The following is an 18,211-nucleotide window of genomic DNA, read 5'->3' on the forward strand; positions in this document are numbered from 1 at the left end:
CGATAATCCCGTACCACGCTAGGGAACGATGTAATGCGCTTTGATCTGGTCGATCTGAAACTGTTTACGCATATTGCCGAGGCCCAGAGCCTGACCGGCGGCGCGCAGCGTTCCCACCTGTCGCTGGCCGCGGCCAGTACCCGCATCAAGAACCTGGAGGAGTATGTCGGCGTCAAGCTGCTGAGCCGCAGCAGCCAGGGCGTGAAGGTCACTGGTGCCGGCGAGACCTTGCTGGCTCATGCGCGCCGCGTGATCCGGCAGCTGGAGCAGCTCAGCGGCGATCTGCAGGAATACGTGGCCGGCGTGAAGGGCCATGTGCGCGTCTTTGCCAACACCACGGCGATGAGCGAGTTCCTGCCCGCGGTGCTGCGCACCTACCTCGTCAACAATCCCGACGTGACCATCGACATGCAGGAGCGGCTCAGCCCGGACATCGTGCGCGCCGTGCAGGAGGGGATGGTCGATATCGGCATCATCGCCGGCAATGTGCGCACCGAAGGTCTGGAGGTCATGCCCTACCGGCGCGACCGTCTGGTGCTTGCGATCGCGCTGAGCCACCCGCTGGCCGAGCGCGACAGCGTGGATTTCATCGACACGCTCGACTACGACTTCATCGGCCTGCCGGAAGCCAGCGCCATCCACAACTTCCTCAAGCGCGCCGCCGCCGACCTGCAGCGCGAGCTGCGCTGGCGCGTCCAGGTCAGCAATTTCGAGACTGCCTGCCGCATGATCGAGGCCAATGTCGGCGTCGGCGTGCTGCCCGAGAGCACGGCCGCGCGGCACGCCGGCACGATGGCGCTGCGCATCGTCCAGCTCAACGACGAATGGGCCGAGCGCAAGCTGCAGGTGTGCGTGGCGGATGTCGGCGCGTTGCCGCTGTTCGCGCGCAAGCTGGTCGACCTGCTGGTCGAGGACGGGCTCGGGCGGCAGGACTGAACGCCGCCGCCGTGGTTACCGCTACTTCTCCTTCGAAACCATCTGCCTGAGCTGGTGCTTGAGCAGCTTGCCGCTGGCCGTGGTCGGGATGGTGGCGACGCGCAGGATCTTCTCCGGGCGCTTGTACGGCGACAGGCGCTCGACCAGGTAGTCGTGCAGCGCCGCCGCATCGAACTTCTCGCCGTCCTTGATCTCGACAAAGGCAATCACTTGCTCATTGCCGTCCGCGGCAGGCTGGCCGACGACTGCCGACACGCGCACCGACGGATGCGTGTTGATTACCGATTCGACCTCGATCGGATAGACGTTGAAGCCCGAGTGGATGATCAGGTCCTTGGTGCGGCCCACGATGAACAGCGCGCCGTCGGGCCCGAGCCGGCCCAGGTCGCCGGTATTGAGCCAGCCGCCGGGGCGCAGCGCCTCGGCGGTCAGTGCCGGTGCGCGGTAATAGCCGCGCATGACACCGGGGCCCCTGACCCACAGTTCGCCGGGTTCGCCGGCGGGCACCGGCTGGCCGTCTGGCCCGACCACCTGCAGTTCGGCGCCCTCGACGATCTCGCCCGCCGCGCAATCGCCGCGCGGCCGGTCCATGCGCGTGACGAACAGCGAGCCCGCGTACTCGGTCATGCCGTAGCCATGGTGCAGCGGCTGGCCGAACATCGCTTCGACTTCCTGCTTGAGCGTCGGGTCGAGCGGCCCGCCGCCGGTGTACAGGTAGCGCAGCCTGGGTGATGGCGCCAGCGGCATGCCGCTCGCACGCACATGCGCGAGGATGCGGCTGAACATGGTCGGCACGCCCTGCAGCAGCGTGATCGCCCCGTGCCGGATCGCCGCGGTGACATCCGCCGCATTGAAGCGCGCGCTCAGGTAAAGGCTGGCGCCGGCCTGGAAGGTCGACACCAGCAGCGTGCCCAGTCCGAAGACATGCGACATCGGCATGACCGCATAGGCGCAGTCATCCGGCAGCATGCGGCGTGATTCCACCGTGACGCGGGCGAAGTGCAGCAGGCCGCGGTGCGTCACCATCACGCCCTTGGGCTGCCCGGTGGTGCCGGAGGTATAGATCAGCGCGGCGACCTCGCGAGCCAGGGCTTCGGGCTCGCGTTCGCTGGCGCGGTCGGGGGCGCTGGCCATCAGCGGGCCGAGTCCGGCCGGCGCGATTTCGCGGGCACGGTAGCGCACGCCGTGCCGCAGCGCGTCGGGGGAGGCGCCGTGGGTAAACAGCATCAGCCGGGGCTGGCAGTGCGAACGGATCACCTCGATCTCGCGCTCCGAGAGGCGCGCGTTGACCACCACCGGCCATGCGCCCAGTTCGGATAGTGCGAACACCAGCGTGATCACGGCGAGGCAGTTCTCGGCCACGACCAGCACCCGGTCGCCGGTGCCGACCTCCTGCGCCTGCAGCCAGGCCTGGGCGTCCCCGATGCCCTGCCAGAGCTGCGCAAAGGTCACGGTGCGGCCATCCTCGAAGACGGCCGCGCGGTCAGGGGCCTCGGTGGCCCAGTGGCGGGGGATATCGCTGATCCGTTGCGGGTTGGCTCGGTCCGTGGGCATCGCGCGGAAGTCCTTGTGCGGGGTAGAAGGCCGTCCGGCAAACCGGACGACGCCAGTGTATGTGCGCGGCAAGTACGCTGCAATCGCGGATCGGTGAAGGCCGCTTTCGAGCTTGCCGAAAGGGCGCGCATCAGGCCAGTTGATGTTCCAGCCACTGCGGCACGAACGCCGCGGCGCGCGTGGCGGCGGCCGGCCGCCTTGCGCCGGAACGTGCCAGCGCGTGCGGCGACAGGCCGAACCAGTCGTAGAACGCCGCCTCCACGTCGCTGCGCGGCGACCAGCCGATGCGGCGCTTCAGTTCCCCGGTGCAGGGGTTGTCATGCAAGACCTCGAACAAGGCCCGCATCAGCCGCTGCGTGCGGCACAGTTCGGTCAGCGCGGCGCCTTCCGAGAACAGCGTGCGCCGCACCTGCGCCGGCGAGGCGCGCAGCAAATCGGCGATAAAGGCCGCGCTCCATGTGTGCTGCGGCTGCATGAAGACACGCTGCGACAGGCGGTGATGCAGCGCCGCGCCGGGCGCGCCGCCGGGCCGCAAGCGCATTTCCAGGCTGCAGCAGGCCGGCTGCAGCGCACCGCCGTCGAGGTACAGGTCGACCGATTCGAACGGCGCCACCACCAGGGGCTGCCCGGGTACGACCATGCGCTCGAAGCCGCGGCGCCGCACCAGGGTCTTGCCTTGCTTTGCTCCGATCACCAGCGGAAACGCCGGCAACAGCCGCGACACCTGCGTAGGCGAGAAAGCCTGGAGTTCGATGCGCATGTCTTCGGGCGACGCTGTCGGCGGCTTGTCGTCGTATCGGCTTACACCACGCCGCTGGTGCGCAGCGCCTGCACCTGCTCCGCATCGAGCTTCAGGTAGTCGCGCAGCACTTCCTCGGTGTGCTGGCCCAGCGCCGGCGGGGCATAGCGCAGCGTGGGCGGCGTCTCCGACAGCCGCAGCGGGCTGGCGGCGGTCACCACCCGATTGACGCTCTGGCCGGCGGGCGCCTCCTCGCCCGGATAGCGCGACTGCTCGATGCGCAGGCCGCGCGACTGCACATGCGGGTCGGCATACGCCTGGGCGATATTGTTGATCGGGCCGCACGGCACGGAGTTGGCTTCGAGCAGCGCGACCCATTCGGCGGTGGTGCGGGTGCGCGTCAGCTCCATCATCATCGCGATCAGCACCTTGCGGTTGTTGACGCGGCCGGTGTTGGTCGCATAGCGTTCGTCGCGAGCCCAGTCCACCCCCGCGGCCTCGCAGAAGCGCGCGAACTGACCGTCGTTGCCGATCGCCAGCAGCATGTTGCCGTCGGCGGTGGGAAAGTCCTGGTAGGGCACCACGCTCGGGTGGATATTGCCCTGGCGGCGGGGCACGTCGTCGGCATTGAGGAAGCCCGCGCCCTGGTTGGCGAGCACCGCCATCGCCACGTCCAGCAGGGCGATGTCGATATGCTGGCCGCGGCCGGTGTAGTGGCGCGCTTCCAGCGCGCTCAGGATCGCGGTGGTGGCGTACATGCCGGTGAACAGGTCGATCACCGCCACGCCCACTTTCATCGGACCGCCACCGGGTTCGCCGTCGGCATGGCCAGTGATGCTCATCAGGCCGCTCATGGCCTGGATCAGCAGGTCATAGCCGGGGCGGGCGGCATACGGGCCGGTATGGCCGAAGCCCGTCACCGAGCAATAGACCAGGCGCGGGTTGATCGCGCTCAGGCTCTCGTAGTCCAGCCCATAGCGCTTGAGGCCGCCGGTCTTGAAGTTCTCGACCACGACATCGCTGTGGCGGGCCAGTTCGCGGATCAGTGCCTGGCCTTCGGGCTTCGACATGTCCACGGTGACCGAGCGCTTGTTGCGGTTGGCCGCGGTGAAATAGCTGGCCTGCCGCGTGGGCACGCCATCCTCGCCCGACAGGAACGGAGGGCCCCAGTGGCGGGTATCGTCGCCTTCGCCGGGTTTCTCGATCTTGATGACGTCGGCGCCCATGTCCGCCAGGTTCTGGGTGGACCACGGCCCGGCCAGCACGCGCGACAGGTCGAGCACGCGCAGGTGGCTCAGCGCGCCCGTGCGCGGCGAAGGGGGGGGCAGGTCGGGAAGGGAATTTGCGGCGGAATCAGTCATGAAGTTCGTGGCGGTTGCTTCTTGGCTGCCCGGCGGGGAGGGCGGGCAGCATGGGGGCATCTCGACGGCTCGGCCCTCAGGCGCCGCGCGCCTCGCGGATCATGTTGCGGGCGATGATGACCTGCTGGATCTGCGTGGTGCCTTCATACAGGCGGAACAGGCGCACGTCGCGGTAGAAGCGCTCGATGCCGAACTCCGAAATATAGCCGGAACCGCCGAGAATCTGAACCGCGCGGTCGGCCACGCGGCCCACCATCTCGGTGGCGAACATCTTGCAGCAAGAGGCTTCGGTGGAAACGTTCTTGCCTTCGTCGCGGCGGCGCGCGGCGTCGATCACCATGCATTCGGCGGCGTAGAGTTCGGCCTGGCTGTCGGCCAGCATGGCCTGTATCAGCTGGAACTCGCAGATCGGCTGGCCGAACTGCTGGCGTTCCAGCGCGTAGTTGAGCGCGTCGCGCAGCACGCGTTTGGCCACGCCAACGCTGACTGCCGAGATGTGGAGCCGGCCCTTGTCCAGCACCTTCATCGCGGTCTTGAAGCCCTGGCCTTCCTTCAGTCCGATCAGGTTGGCCGCCGGCACGCGCACGTTCTCGAAGATCACGTCGCAGGTATGCGCGCCTTTCTGGCCCATCTTGACGTCGCGCTTGCCGAAGCTGATCCCCGGCGTCTTGGCGTCGACGATGAAGGCCGAGACGCCGGCCGAGCCCTTGATGTCCGGATTGGTCCGGGCCATCAGCGTAAACATCCCGGCCTGCGGCGCGTTGGTGATAAAGCGCTTGGTGCCGTTGACCACGTAGTGGTCGCCGTCCCTGATGGCGGTGGTGCGCAGCGAGCCCGCATCCGAGCCGGCTTCCGGCTCGGTCAGCGCGAACGAGGCCAGGATCTCTCCGGTGGCCAGGCGCGGCAGCCACGCCTGCTGCTGCTCGGGCGTGCCGTCCATCAGGATGCCCTGCGAGCCGATGCCGACGGTGGTGCCCAGCAGCGAGCGGAACGCGGGCGAGGTCTGGCACAGCTCCATGACCACGCGCGCTTCTTCTTCCATGGTCAGTTCCAGCCCGCCGAAGCGCTCGGGGATGGTCATGCCGAACAGGCCCATCTCGCGCATGTCCTGCACGATGTCCTGCGGGATCTCATCGGTTTCGGCAACCAGTGCCTCGGCGGGCACCAGGCGCTCGCGCACGAAGCGCCGCACGCTGTCGAGCAGCGCTTCCAGGGTGTCGTTATCGCGGATCATGTCGGGTTTTCCTCTGTGTCGGGTCGATGTGCGGGAGCGGGTGCGGGCGGGGCTCAGTCCAGCGTCACGCCCTTGAGCACGCCGGCCCACTGCGTGCGCTCGCGGGCGGCGGTGTTGACGACGTCCTGCGTGGTGCCGCTCCACTGCTCGTAGCCGAGTTCGGCGTAGCGCTTCTTGAGCTCGCCGTCTTCAACGGCCTGCTTCACGGCCGCCGCCAGCTTCTGCGTCAGCTCCGACGGCAGGCCCTTGGGCGCATAGATGGCGTACCAGCCGCCGGCCTCATAGTCCTTCAGGCCGGCAATGCCGGCTTCGCGGAAGGTCGGCACGTTGGGCAGCGACGGGCTGCGCCGGGGCGAACCCACGGCGATGGGCCTGACCTTGCCGCTCTGCACGTAGTTGCTGGCGGTGCTGATGATGTCGAACATCACGTCGATCTGGCCGCCGATGGTGTCGGTCATGGCAGGAGCATTCCCCTTGTAGGGGATGTGGTTCAGCTCGACCTGCGCCTGCCGCGCGAACAGCGCCATGGCAACGTGGTTGGAACTGCCGACGCCGGAGGAGCCATAGCTGAGCTTGCCGGGATGGGCCTTGGCGTAGGCGACCAGTTCCTGCGTGCTCTTGAATGGTTCCTTCGTATTGGCCACCAGCATGTTGTAGTAGCGCGCCACCGGTGCCACCGGCGTCAGGTCGCGGGCCGGATCGAACGGCAGGCTCTTCATGATGTTGGGCGCCACCGTCAGCGCGGCGCTGGCGGCGAACCACAGCGTGGAGCCGTCCGGCTTGCCGCGCACCACTTCATACCCGGCCAGCGTGGCATTGGCGCCGGGCTTGTTGTCGACGATGACGTTGGCGTTGAGCGTCTTGCCCAGCGACGCCGCAAAAAGCCGCGCGGCCTGGTCGGCAGGGCCGCCCGCGGCATAGCCGACCACGAGGCGGACCGGCTGGCCGTTGCCCTGCGCGGCTGCAGGGACGCTGCCCAGGGTTGCGGCGCACAGCGCCAGTCCGGACAGCAGCAGGTGGCGGCGGGAAGGGGAAATCAACTTGCACTCCTAGGTAATACGAAAGACGGGCACAGCTTCACATTGCTGCGTTGCATGGATGCCGCTGGTTTGCTCCCCTCTCCCGCTTGCGGGAGAGGGGCCGGGGGTGAGGGCAGAGCGCATGGCAAGCATGCAAGCGTTTCACTTCGTAGAGACTCCCGCCCTCACCCCCGCCCCTCTCCCATACATGGGAGAGGGGAAACAACATTCAGGCCGGCGATCAGCAGCGCTCGAACACCGCGGCGATCCCCTGGCCGCCGCCGATGCACATGGTTTCCAGGCCATAGCGGCCGCCGCGGCGCTGCAGTTCGTGCAGCAGCGTGGCCAGGATGCGCACGCCGGTGGCGCCGATCGGGTGGCCCAGCGAGATGCCCGAGCCGTTGACGTTGAGCTTCTGCTCGATCGCGTCCTGGTCGTTCCATTCCCAGCCCTTCAGCACGGCCAGCACCTGGCAGGCAAAGGCTTCGTTCAGCTCCACCAGGTCCATCTGGTCCAGCGTCAGGTTCAGGCGCTTGAGCAGCTTCTTCACCGCCGGCACCGGGCCGATGCCCATGTGCGACGGCTCGCAGCCCGCCGCGGCCCAGCCCACCAGCGTCGCCATCGGGGTCAGGCCCAGTTCGGCCAGCTTGTCTTCGGCCACGATCAGGCAGGCGGCCGAGGCATCGTTCTGCTGGCTTGCGTTGCCGGCGGTGACGGTGCCGTTGGGCATCAGCGCCCGCAGCTTGCCCAGGCTTTCCATCGAGGTGCCGGGACGGAAGCCCTCGTCACGCGCGAAGGTGACCGGGTCGTCCTTGCGCTGCGGCACCTGCACCGGCACGATCTCGGCGTCGAAGCGGCCGGACTCCCACGCCGCCGCGGCGCGCTCGTGGCTGCGCACGGAGAAGGCGTCGGCCTGCTCGCGGGTAATGCCGTAGTCGCGCGCCAGGTTCTCGGCGGTCTCGATCATCCCCGAGATCTTGCCGAAGCGCTCGACCGGCTGCGAACGCTCGCGGCCGCGGTCCAGGCGGTCGTAGAACTTCACGTTGCCCGAGCGCGAGCCCCAGCGCATGTCGGTGGTGTAGTACTCGATATTGCTCATGCTCTCGACGCCGCCGGCGATGACCACGTCGGCAGCGCCGCTCTGCACCATCATCGAGGCCGTGACGATGGCCTGCAGGCCGCCGCCGCAGCGGCGATCCAGCTGCATGCCCGGCACTTCGACCGGCAGGCCGGCCTGCAGCGCGGCCCAGCGGCCCACGCAGGGCACTTCGCTGTTGGCGTAGGACTGGGCAAAGACCACGTCATCGATGCGGGCGGGGTCGATGCCGCTGCGTTCGACGACGGCGCGCACGGTGGTGGCGGCCAGTTCCTCGACGGACACGGGGCGCAGGCTGCCGCCGAAGGTGCCGACGGGAGTACGGAGGGGGGTGACGATTGCGGCTCGGCGCATGGAAGTCTCCTTGGAAGTTCTGTCAGGTAGTCGAAGCAGGCGGCCGGGTCAGGCCGCGCCCGTGGTGGCAACGAAAGCCGCGCCGCACTGGCGCAGCAGGGCGTGGGCCTGGCGCTCCAGGTCCTCGCGGTGTTCGGGGGCGGCGATGTCCAGCATGCGGCGCACGCGCTGCGACAGGGTCTGGCCGCGCAGGTCGGCGACGCCGTGTTCGGTGACGATCAGGCCGGCATCCGAGCGCGGCGTGCTGACCGGGCCGGACAACTGCGCCACGATCCGGCTCGCGCCCTTGGCGGTCGCGGGCAGCGCGACAATGGGCAGGCCGCCGCGGCTGCGCGCGGCGCCGCGCAGGAAGTCGACCGCACCGCCAACCGCGCCGACATAGACACCCGCCGCCACTTCGGCGTTCACCTGTCCGGTCAGGTCGACCTCGATCGCCGAGTTGATCGCGGTGAGCTTGTCGATGCTGGCCAGCACCTCGGGATGATGCGTGTAGCTGGTTTCGCGCAGCTGCAGCTTCGGGTTGCGGTGGGCCCAGCGGCGCAGGCGCTCGCTGCCCATCAGGATGCCGCCGATGCCGATGCCGGTATCGATGGTCTTGCGCGCATTGGTCAGCACGCCGGCCTCGGCCAGCGCGGCAATGCCGTCGCCGACCGCGCCGCTGTGCAGGCCCAGGTCGCGGCGGTCATGCAGCGCGGCTACCACCGCCTCGGGCAGGTTGCCGATGCCCATCTGCAGCGTGGCGCCATCTTCGACCCAGCCCGCGATATGGCGCGCGATCGCCTGTTCCGCCGGCCCGGGGGCGCTGCGGTCCAGGCTGATCGGCGCATACGCGGCATCGACCAGCAGGTCGATCTGGTCCGCGGTGAGGTGGCGGCTGCCATAGGTCCATGGCACCTCCGGGTTCACCTCGGCCACGATCACGCGGGCCCGGTCGAGCGCCGCGGGAATGTACTCATGCACCAGGCCCATGCTGTAGCGGCCTTCCTCGTCGGGCGGTGACACCTGCACCAGCACGACGTCGGCGCGCAACGCGCCATCCCGGATCAGGCCGGGCAGGTGCGAATAGTGGCTCGGCACGATGTCCAGCACGCCGGCCCTGGCCAGCGCGCGGTGCGGACCGCTGGCGGCATAGCCGAAGAAGTCGATCACGTCGGCCTGCGCCGGCTGGAGCGTGTCGGACTGGCCGATGCCGACGAACACGCTCAGCCGGCCACCCCGGGCGAGCGCGTGGCGGTGCTCGACCAGCGCGCGCGTCAGCGTCAGCGGCTCGGCGGTGGCCTGGCCCCACCAGATATGGTCGCCGGGTTGCAGCAGTGCCTGCAGCGCCGAGGCCAGTTCGTTGTTATCCACGGTAGCGGGATGCATGGGATGGCGCGGGATCAGGCGATCTCGGCCCAGCCGTGGCTGAGCACTACCTTGTCGCGCTCGGCGACGCGGGCGCGCACCTGGAAGTGGTTGGGGCTGTCCGGCATGCGCCAGATCTCGGTGACCAGCGTTTCACCGGGGAATACCGGCGCGGTGAAGCGGATATCCAGCGCACGCAGGCGGACCGGGTCGCGGTCCGCGCACTGGCGCACCAGTGCATGCGCGACCAGCCCGTAGCTGGCCAGCCCGTGCAGGATCGGGCGCTCGAAGCCCGCCGCCCTGGCGACGGCCGGGTCGGCGTGCAGCGGATTGAAGTCCCCCATCAGGCGATACAGCAGCGCGGCTTCGGGGCGGATTGCCTGCGTGTCGGTGAAATCCGGCGCGCGGTCTTCCGGGGTGGGGCGCAGCGCGGGCAGCGGTTCGTCGCTGGGCTGGCCGCCGTCGCGCTGGCTGTAGCCGCCATCGCCGCGCAGGAAGCTGACCTGCTGCACCGTTGCCAGCAACTCGCCTTGCGCCGTTTCGAGCCGGCGCTCGGTCACCATGATCGCGCCCTTGCCTTCACCCTTGTCGGTCAGGTGCGTGATGCGGTTGTGGCCGACGATGTCGGCGCTGGCCGGCAGCGCGCGGTGCAGGCGCATGCGTTGCTCGCCGTGCAGCAGCTTGACCCAGTCGATGCCGGTGTCCGCCTCGCGCGCCCAGAAGCCGGGATAGCCCAGCACCACCGCCTGCGACGGCAGCGTGCGCAACCCGCCCGCCGCGCCCTCGAACACGAAGGGCAGGGCGCCGCCGTCCAGCGGATCGTTGCCCAGCCCCAGGCTGAGCGCATACAGCATGGTGTCGCGCTCGGCATAGCGCTGGCGTACAGGGGCGAACGGTCGCTGCTTGAGGTGCTGGTAGCTCACTGCCATGTGCGGATCCTATGTCTTTATCAGGAGATTGCCGTGAGGATGTCGCCAAAGTGGGTTTTGCGCTATTTGACAATGCCAATGGCCGGCTTTGGCGATTGCGAAAACGGCACCGCCGGGCGCCGCATGCCGGCCTTAAGCGCTGTGGAAGGCGCGCTTTCGCAATGGCTGATTGCCCGGGGCGGCGATCGCAGCGACTATTGCGGCCAAGCCAGCATCGGTCGTCCCCACGGGGCACCCCATGGGACCGAAGCGCCGCAAATTCCGTCCGTACCTACGCCAACGACGCGCCATGATCGAACAGACCCAATCGAACAACTATCAAGAAATCCGCGATGCCGTGCGCGCGCTTTGCGCCGAATTCCCGGATGAGTACTTCCGCAAAGTCGACGAGCAGCGCGCCTACCCGGAGGCCTTCGTCAACGCGCTGACCGCGGCCGGATGGCTGGCCGCGCTGATTCCGCAGGAATACGGCGGTTCCGGGCTGGGGCTGACCGAAGCCTCGGTGATCATGGAAGAGATCAACCGCAGTGGCGGCAACTCCGGCGCCTGCCACGGCCAGATGTACAACATGGGCACGCTGCTGCGCCACGGCTCCGACGCGCAGAAGGAAAAGTACCTGCCGAAGATCGCCTCGGGCCAATGGCGCCTGCAGTCGATGGGCGTGACCGAACCCACCACCGGCACCGACACCACCAAGATCAAGACCTCGGCGGTCAAGAAGGACGGCCGCTACGTCGTCAACGGCCAGAAGGTGTGGATCAGCCGCGTGCAGCACAGCGACTTCATGATCCTGCTGGCGCGCACCACCGCGCTGGCCGACGTAAAGAAGAAGAGCGAAGGCATGTCCATCTTCATGGTGGACCTGCATGAGGCGCAGAAGAAGGGCCTGACCGTGCGGCCGATCCCGAACATGGTCAACCACGAGACCAACGAGCTGTTCTTCGAAGACCTGGAAATCCCCGAGGAAAACCTGATCGGCGAAGAAGGCAAGGGCTTCAAGTACATCCTCGACGGCCTCAACGCCGAGCGCACGCTGATCGCCGCCGAATGCATCGGCGACGGCTACTGGTTCATGGACCGCGTCACCAAGTACGTCAGCGAGCGCGAAGTCTTCGGCCGCCCCATCGGCCAGAACCAGGGCGTGCAGTTCCCGATCGCCGAATCCTTCATCGAGCTGGAAGCCGCCAACCTGATGCGCTGGAAGGCTTGCGAACTGTTCGACAAGCACGAGCCGATGGGCGCGCAGGCCAACATGGCCAAGTACCTGGCGGCCAAGGCCAGCTGGGAAGCCGGCAACGCCTGCCTGCAGTTCCACGGCGGCTTCGGCTTTGCCTGCGAATACGATGTCGAGCGCAAGTTCCGCGAGACGCGCCTGTACCAGGTCGCGCCGATCTCGACCAACCTGATCTACTCGTACGTCGCTGAACACATCCTGGGGCTGCCGCGCTCGTTCTGAGCGGGCACGACGGCAATCGATGCCGCTTCGGGCCGGCGCGCTTGCGCGCCGGCCTTTTGCATTCCGGCGCTGAGCGCTAACGCTGGGCCCGAGGTCGTTCCCGCTTACAGATGCGACCGGAAGAAGGGCGCGAGCTTCGACACGGCTGCGCGCGATTTGCCGCCCGGCATTCCGCTAGCGGGAGGGCGTCGCAGGGCGGGTGTCCCGCGCCGTGCCGGGCGCCGGATATACCTCGTCGCCAGCGGCGATCGGCAAGCGTGGCGGTGGCGGGGTCATGGAGGTATCGCGCGGCGGCGCTTCACATCCAGCCACGGTTGCCGCGAGCAGGGCGATGCAGAACGCACGGCCTGGCAGGCTGCGCAGGGCGCGGCGCCGGTTGATGATGAGCATGTATGGCATGGAGCGCCCCTTTGCGCGGAATGCGTTCAGTGTAGGCAAAGGTGACAGCTACCATCGGCAAAAACGGCGGCTGCCGGGGTGCTTCGTGAGCCGCACCAGTCGGTTTCGCCTCGCCTCGGTGCAGTCATTTTAATAAAATGACTGCATTGATATCGTTTTGATACGGTGACAGCCATGGCCACCATGACCGTAAGAAACCTCCCGGACGATGTACATCGTGCGTTAAGGGTACGAGCTGCCGCGCATGGACGCAGTACCGAAGCGGAAGTGCGAGACATCCTCGAAGCGGCTGTGAAGCCGGCCCAGCGCCTGCGCATGGGCGACGCCTTGACGCGTTTGGGACGGGACCTGGGCCTCACCAATGCCGATGTCGAGGCGATTGAGCAAGGTCGCGACCGTACGCCGGCAGATCCGACAGGATTCGATGAATGATCGTGCTGGCCACCAATGTCGTATCCGAAGCCATGAAGCCGGAACCGTCGCCGAGCGTGCGTGCCTGGCTCAACGAACAGGCCGCGGAAACCCTGTTTCTGTCGAGCGTGACGCTGGCCGAACTGCTCTACGGCATTGGAACGCTGGCGGCCGGGCGTCGCAAGGCTGCGCTGGAAGGAGCATTGGAAGGCCTGCTGGTTTTGTTCGGGGAACGGATCCTGCCGTTTGATATCGAGGCAGCGCGCTGCTACGCCGAACTCGCAACGCGAGCCAGAGCGGCGGGGAGGGGATTCCCAACCCCTGACGGCTACATTGCCGCTATCGCGACCGCGCACCGCTATACAGTGGCCACACGCGACACGAGTCCCTTCCAGGCAGCCGGCGTGCCCGTCATCAATCCCTGGGAAGCGCAACGAGCCTGATTCCGCATGACAAGCCCTGGTTCATCCCGGTAAAACTAAAAAAGAAGCCACGCTCCGACGTCGGGGCGTGGCCCAGAGTGCCGACCCTCCCTCTGGTCGGCGGGGGAATTTATTGTTCTGGCACCTGGACTGATTCCGTCTTCCAATGAAGGCGGCCTGGCCCGGCCGATGCCAGGGCGGCGGGCGCGTGCTTGCATCTCTCGGTTTGCGTCACCATTGAACGCCGTAGAGCTGGTGCAATCTGTGCGGCCCCTGACAGAGACGCGTTTCAAAACCGAGGTGCGCGGCCGCTCGGTGTGTTGACAGGTCGCGCAGAGACGGTGTTCGCGCGTCCTGCCGCCGCTTCACTGCGCGAACATCGCCACGATGATCCCGCCCATTTCATGCCGCCGTGCGGCAGACATGCGCGACGCAGTCGAGACGATGCTGATGGCCGCATCCGCGCCCATTGCCAGCGGCAAGGCGTAGCCCACGCCCGCCACGCCTTCCGCGCCGGCCAGCGCGTAGCCCAGCTTGCGGCTGCGCTCGACGCCGCGCATCAGCCTGAGCAGGCTCAGGCCGCCTGCCTCGTACTCGGCGCGGTGGCGTTCGTAGTGCGCGCGGACCGCATCGTTGTCCATCTTGGCCAGCAGCGCCATGCTGCCGGTGCCCTGGCCCAGCAGGCGCGAGGTGCCGGTCAGCATGTGGAAGGTCTTGATGCGGTGGCTGCCTTCCTCGGTATGCAGGCAGTGCCCGTGGTCGCCGATGCGCACGATCAGGAAGACGGCGTCGCCGGTCAGGCGCGCGAGGGCCTTCATCTTGCTGACGAGGGCGCTGTTGGGCGGCGGCCGGTTCATCGCGCGCAGCCCGAGCGCCATCGCCGCGGTACCGAGGTGATAGCGCTTGCCGGCCGATTCGCGCTCGATATACGCGCCGGCTTCCAGGAAGCGCGCCATGCGGTGTGCGGTGGTGCGGTCGATGCCCGCCATGACGGCAAGGTCGGGCAGCGCCAGCCCGGTGTCATGGTGCTCGGCCAGTAACTGCAGCAGGGTGAAGGCGCGCGCCAGGCTCTGGACGCCGCCGGGGGCAGGGGATCTGGGGGGCATGGCTGGATGCGCCGGCGGCGCCTCGCTGGTTCGGCAGATTGTGCACATTATGCACAATCTGAGCGATTGCGGTTGTCGCGCGGGGCGCCGTGGTTTGCAATCCATCCATCACGGAACCACAGGCACGCGCCATGATCCCCATCGAATCCCGCATTGACCCGTCCTCCGAAGCATTCGCCGGCCAGCGCGCCGGCATGCAGGCCCTGATCGACCGCCTGCACGGCCTGGAGCAGCGCGCCGTGGCCGCGTCCGAGCGCTCGCGGCCCGCCTTCGCAAGGCGTGGCGCGCTGCTGCCGCGCGAGCGCGTCGGCCGCCTGCTCGACCCGGGCGCGCCGTTCCTGCCGCTGTCCACGCTGGCGGGCTTCTGCATGGACGATCCCGACCCCGAGACCTCGGTGCCGGGCGGTTCACTGGTGGCCGGCATCGGCTTTGTGTGCGGGGTGCGCTGCATGGTGCTTGCCACCGATTCCGGCATCGATGCCGGCGCCATGACCGAGGCCGGCAACATGAAGCTGGTGCGCTGCCAGGAAATCGCGCTGGAGAACCGGCTGCCCTTCATCCACCTGGTGGAGTCGGCCGGCGCCAACCTGCGCAAGTACCGCGTCGACAAGTTCGTGCGCGGCGGCGCGATCTTCTACAACCTGGCGCGGCTGTCGGCGGCCGGGCTGCCGGTGATCACGGTCGTGCACGGCTCCTCCACGGCAGGCGGTGCCTACATGCCCGGCCTGTCCGACTACGTGGTGATGGTGCGCAACCGCGCCCGGGCCTTCCTGGCCGGGCCGCCGCTGCTGAAGGCCGCCACCGGCGAAATCGCCACCGACGAGGAACTGGGCGGCGCCGACCTGCATGCCACCGCTACCGGCCTGGCCGAATACCTTGCGGAAGACGACGAGCACGCCATCGCCACCGCGCGCGACATCGTTGCCAGCCTGGACTGGCCCAGGGTCGAGCCACAGCCGGCGCAGCAGGCCCGTGCCCCGCGGCTGGACGCATCGGAACTGGACGGCGTCATGACGCTGGACATGAAGCGCCCCGTCGACATGCGCGAGGTGATCGCGCGTATCGTCGACGATTCGGCGTGGCTGCCGTTCAAGCCCGACTACGGCCCCGGCACGGTGTGCGGCCATGCCCGCATCGAAGGCAATGCGGTCGGCTTCATCACCAACAACGGCCCCATCGACCCGGCCGGCGCCACCAAGGCCGCGCAGTTCATCCAGCTGTGCAACCAGTCCGGCACGCCGATCGTGTTCCTGCAGAACACCACCGGCTTTATCGTCGGGCGCGCCTCGGAAGAGGCCGGCATGATCAAGCACGGCTCCAAGATGATCCAGGCGCTGTCCAACTCCAGGGTGCCGCAGATTACGCTGTACTGTGGCGCCTCGTTTGGCGCCGGCAACTTCGGCATGTGCGGGCGGGGCTTCAAGCCGCGCTTCTGCTTCTCGTGGCCGAACGCGCGCACCGCGGTGATGGGCGGCGAGCAGGCCGCCATGACGCTGGAGATCGTGGCGCGCCAGCAGGCGGCGCGCAAGGGCAAGCCGGTCGACGAGGCGCAGCTGGCCGGCCAGACCGCCGAGATCGTCGCCAACTTCGAGCGCCAGGCGAGCGCCTTCGTCACCAGCGGACTGCTGCTGGACGACGGCGTGATCGATCCGCGCGATACGCGTGCCGTGCTCGCCTTTGTGCTGGCTACCGCGCGCGAGGCGGCGCTGCGCCAGCCGCATGCCATCCAGTTCGGCGTCGGGCGCTTCTGAGCGCCGCCGCTCCCAGACAAACAGAACGCAACGAATCCCAGGAGACCAGCATGCTTTACACCGAAGACCACCGCAACATCATGGACAGCATCCGCCGCTTCGTTTCGGCGGAAATCGATCCCTTCGTCGACGAATGGGAAGCCGCCGAGGTGTTTCCGGCGCACGAACTGTTCAAGAAGATGGGCAACCTCGGCTTTCTCGGCATCACCAAGCCGGTGGAGTACGGCGGCATGGGGCTCGACTTCTCCTACGCCGTTGCCGCCGCGGAGGCGCTCGGGTATGCGCGCGCACAAGGCGTCGGCATGGGCGTGGGCGTGCAGACCGACATGGCCACGCCGGCGCTGACCGCGTTCGGCTCCGACGAACTGAAGCGCAACTACCTGGCGCCCGCCATTGCCGGCGACATGGTGTGCTCGATCGGCGTGTCCGAGGCGGGTGCGGGCTCCGACGTGGCCTCGCTCAAGACGCGTGCCGTGCGCGACGGCGACGACTATGTCATCTCCGGCTCCAAGATGTGGATCACCAACGGCACCCAGTCGGACTGGATCTGCCTGCTGTGCAACACCTCCGACGGGCCCGTGCACAAGAACAAATCGCTGATCGTGGTGCCGATCAGGGAAGACGGCAAGCGCGTGCGCGGCGTGGAAGTGCAGAAGATCAAGAAGTTCGGCATGTGGTGCTCGGACACCGCGCAGATCTTCTTTGACGAAGTGCGCGTGCCGGTACGCAACCGCATCGGCGAGGAGGGCATGGGCTTCATCTACCAGATGAAGCAGTTCCAGGAAGAGCGGCTGAACGGCGCGGCGCGCCGGCTCGCCTGCACCGCGCTGATCGAGGAAACCGCGGAGTACCTGCGCCAGCGCATTGCCTTCGGCAAGCCGCTGCTGGACAACCAGTTCATCCAGTTCAAGCTGGCCGAGCTGAAGACCGAGATGGAGGCGCTGCGCGCGCTGGTCTACCTGGCCACGCAGACCTATATCGCGGGCGGCGACGTGGTCGAGCTGGCGTCGATGGCCAAGCTCAAGGCCGGGCGCCTGTCGCGCGAGGTGGCCGACTGGTGCATGCAGTTCCAGGGTGGCATGGGCTACACCTGGGACAACCACGCGTCGCGCGCCTACCGCGACTTCCGCCTGGGCTCGATCGGCGGCGGCGCGGACGAAGTGATGCTGCAGGTCATCGCCAAGCAGATGGGCCTGATGTCGCGCGGCTGACAGGCAGGAAGCGCCATGACCGAGAAAACGCAAACCGAACTCGTGATCGTACGCCGCGCCGGCGGCGTCCTGTTCGCCACTCTCAACATCCCGGCCACGCGCAATGCGCTGGCGCCCGAGGTCGTTTCCGCGCTGGCCGCAGCGGTCGAAAAGGCCGAAACCGACGCGCAGGTGCGCGCGCTGGTGCTGCGCGGTACCGGCGGTATGTTCAGCGCCGGCGGCAATGTCGGCAACTTCCAGGCGCGGCTCGATGCCGATGCCAGCCGGGAAGACCCGGTCGCCACGCGCAACCGCCAGTTCGGCTATTTCATGCAGCGGCTGAGCGCGTTGCCGGTGCCGGTCATTGCCGCCGTGGAGGGCGTCGCGATGGGCGGCGGCATGGGCCTGGCGTGCGCCGCCGACATCGTGCTGGCCACGCGCGACGCGCGCTTCGCGCTGTCGGAAACGACGCTTGGCATCATCGCCGCGCAGATCGCGCCGTTCGTGGTGCAGCGCATCGGCGCCGCCGCCACGCGCCGCCTGGGCCTTACCGGCGAGCGCATCAGCGGCGAGGCGGCGGTGGCGATCGGGCTAATCGACCAGCTGGCCGACGACGGCGCCGAGCTGGACGCGCTGGTCGCCGAATGGCTGACGCGCATCGGCCGCTGCGGACCCCATGCCAATCGCGTGTTTAAGACGCTGGTAGGACGCTGCGGGCAGGAGCCGGCGGGTCCGCTGCTGGACGAAGCCTCGCGGCTGTTCGCTGAGTGCATGCGCAGCGAGGGCGCGGAGGGCGTGGCGGCCTTCCGCGAAAAGCGCGACGCGAACTGGACCGTGCGCTTCGATGCTGACGCCGTGCGCGCTGCCCAGTCGGCGAGCTGACGAGCGCCAGCCAGCCAATTCCCGGAAA

General features: G+C 68.0%; 17 protein-coding genes. 7 read left to right on the forward strand and 10 right to left on the reverse strand.

Features of this window, described 5'->3' with window-relative positions; translation table 11 throughout:
• The first annotated feature begins 33 nt into the window (after positions 1 to 33).
• Positions 34 to 936 (forward strand): LysR substrate-binding domain-containing protein, encoded by a 903-nt coding sequence (locus tag VSR71_RS06230; RefSeq protein WP_342913037.1) that lies wholly within the window; start codon positions 34 to 36, stop codon positions 934 to 936.
• A 21-nt stretch (positions 937 to 957) separates the two neighbouring features.
• Here the strand turns inward: VSR71_RS06230 and VSR71_RS06235 are convergent, their stop codons facing one another.
• The 8 genes from VSR71_RS06235 to VSR71_RS06270 all read right to left on the reverse strand — a co-directional run bounded on the left by VSR71_RS06235 (position 958) and on the right by VSR71_RS06270 (position 10,566).
• Positions 958 to 2,490, reverse strand: a complete 1,533-nt coding sequence (locus VSR71_RS06235; RefSeq protein ID WP_342913038.1) for a class I adenylate-forming enzyme family protein — start codon at positions 2,488 to 2,490, stop codon at positions 958 to 960.
• A gap of 130 nt (positions 2,491 to 2,620) precedes the next feature.
• On the reverse strand, positions 2,621 to 3,250 hold the full coding sequence (locus tag VSR71_RS06240) for an AraC family transcriptional regulator (protein WP_342913039.1): 630 nt from the start codon (positions 3,248 to 3,250) through the stop codon (positions 2,621 to 2,623).
• A 41-nt stretch (positions 3,251 to 3,291) separates the two neighbouring features.
• Positions 3,292 to 4,590, reverse strand: a complete 1,299-nt coding sequence (locus VSR71_RS06245) for a CaiB/BaiF CoA-transferase family protein (RefSeq protein WP_342913040.1) — start codon at positions 4,588 to 4,590, stop codon at positions 3,292 to 3,294.
• A 76-nt stretch (positions 4,591 to 4,666) separates the two neighbouring features.
• Positions 4,667 to 5,824 (reverse strand): acyl-CoA dehydrogenase family protein, encoded by a 1,158-nt coding sequence (locus VSR71_RS06250; protein ID WP_342913041.1) that lies wholly within the window; start codon positions 5,822 to 5,824, stop codon positions 4,667 to 4,669.
• A 53-nt stretch (positions 5,825 to 5,877) separates the two neighbouring features.
• The gene (locus VSR71_RS06255) at positions 5,878 to 6,864 is read right to left on the reverse strand and encodes a tripartite tricarboxylate transporter substrate binding protein (protein ID WP_342913042.1); all 987 of its coding nucleotides are present in this window, start codon (positions 6,862 to 6,864) and stop codon (positions 5,878 to 5,880) included.
• Positions 6,865 to 7,084: 220 nt separating this feature from the next.
• Positions 7,085 to 8,293, reverse strand: a complete 1,209-nt coding sequence (locus VSR71_RS06260) for an acetyl-CoA C-acetyltransferase (protein WP_342913043.1) — start codon at positions 8,291 to 8,293, stop codon at positions 7,085 to 7,087.
• A 48-nt stretch (positions 8,294 to 8,341) separates the two neighbouring features.
• Positions 8,342 to 9,658 (reverse strand): acetyl-CoA hydrolase/transferase family protein, encoded by a 1,317-nt coding sequence (locus VSR71_RS06265; protein WP_342913044.1) that lies wholly within the window; start codon positions 9,656 to 9,658, stop codon positions 8,342 to 8,344.
• A 14-nt stretch (positions 9,659 to 9,672) separates the two neighbouring features.
• Positions 9,673 to 10,566, reverse strand: a complete 894-nt coding sequence (locus VSR71_RS06270) for a MaoC family dehydratase (RefSeq protein ID WP_342913045.1) — start codon at positions 10,564 to 10,566, stop codon at positions 9,673 to 9,675.
• Between the two features lie 289 nt (positions 10,567 to 10,855).
• Between VSR71_RS06270 and VSR71_RS06275 the strand changes: the two genes are divergently transcribed.
• Positions 10,856 to 12,022, forward strand: coding sequence for an acyl-CoA dehydrogenase family protein (locus VSR71_RS06275; protein WP_342913046.1), 1,167 nt, complete (start codon positions 10,856 to 10,858; stop codon positions 12,020 to 12,022).
• A 174-nt stretch (positions 12,023 to 12,196) separates the two neighbouring features.
• Here VSR71_RS06275 and VSR71_RS06280 read toward each other — a convergent pair whose 3' ends face one another.
• Complete coding sequence (locus VSR71_RS06280; protein ID WP_342913047.1) at positions 12,197 to 12,421, reverse strand: hypothetical protein; 225 nt, start codon at positions 12,419 to 12,421, stop codon at positions 12,197 to 12,199.
• Positions 12,422 to 12,595: 174 nt separating this feature from the next.
• Between VSR71_RS06280 and VSR71_RS06285 the strand changes: the two genes are divergently transcribed.
• The gene (locus VSR71_RS06285) at positions 12,596 to 12,853 is read left to right on the forward strand and encodes a FitA-like ribbon-helix-helix domain-containing protein (protein ID WP_342913048.1); all 258 of its coding nucleotides are present in this window, start codon (positions 12,596 to 12,598) and stop codon (positions 12,851 to 12,853) included.
• A complete protein-coding gene (locus VSR71_RS06290) occupies positions 12,850 to 13,275 on the forward strand; it encodes a type II toxin-antitoxin system VapC family toxin (RefSeq protein ID WP_342913049.1) in 426 nt (141 codons plus the stop codon). The genes VSR71_RS06285 and VSR71_RS06290 overlap by 4 nt, the downstream gene beginning before the upstream one ends.
• 344 nt (positions 13,276 to 13,619) lie before the next feature.
• On the opposite strand, the gene VSR71_RS06295 is transcribed toward VSR71_RS06290, so the two are convergent.
• The gene (locus tag VSR71_RS06295) at positions 13,620 to 14,360 is read right to left on the reverse strand and encodes an IclR family transcriptional regulator (RefSeq protein WP_342913050.1); all 741 of its coding nucleotides are present in this window, start codon (positions 14,358 to 14,360) and stop codon (positions 13,620 to 13,622) included.
• 131 nt (positions 14,361 to 14,491) lie between these two features.
• On the opposite strand from VSR71_RS06295, the gene VSR71_RS06300 reads away from it, so the two are divergent.
• From VSR71_RS06300 to VSR71_RS06310, 3 genes are read left to right on the forward strand one after another with little or no spacing between them, the layout of a single operon-like run.
• Positions 14,492 to 16,111: an acyl-CoA carboxylase subunit beta gene (locus VSR71_RS06300; protein ID WP_342913051.1), complete on the forward strand. Its 1,620-nt coding sequence runs from the start codon at positions 14,492 to 14,494 to the stop codon at positions 16,109 to 16,111.
• Between the two features lie 50 nt (positions 16,112 to 16,161).
• Positions 16,162 to 17,322 (forward strand): acyl-CoA dehydrogenase family protein, encoded by a 1,161-nt coding sequence (locus tag VSR71_RS06305; protein WP_342913052.1) that lies wholly within the window; start codon positions 16,162 to 16,164, stop codon positions 17,320 to 17,322.
• A gap of 15 nt (positions 17,323 to 17,337) precedes the next feature.
• The gene (locus VSR71_RS06310) at positions 17,338 to 18,183 is read left to right on the forward strand and encodes an enoyl-CoA hydratase/isomerase family protein (RefSeq protein ID WP_342913053.1); all 846 of its coding nucleotides are present in this window, start codon (positions 17,338 to 17,340) and stop codon (positions 18,181 to 18,183) included.
• Positions 18,184 to 18,211 lie beyond the last annotated feature (28 nt).

This window comes from Cupriavidus oxalaticus, assembly GCF_038900635.1.
In the GTDB taxonomy this organism is placed as follows: domain Bacteria; phylum Pseudomonadota; class Gammaproteobacteria; order Burkholderiales; family Burkholderiaceae; genus Cupriavidus; species Cupriavidus oxalaticus_B.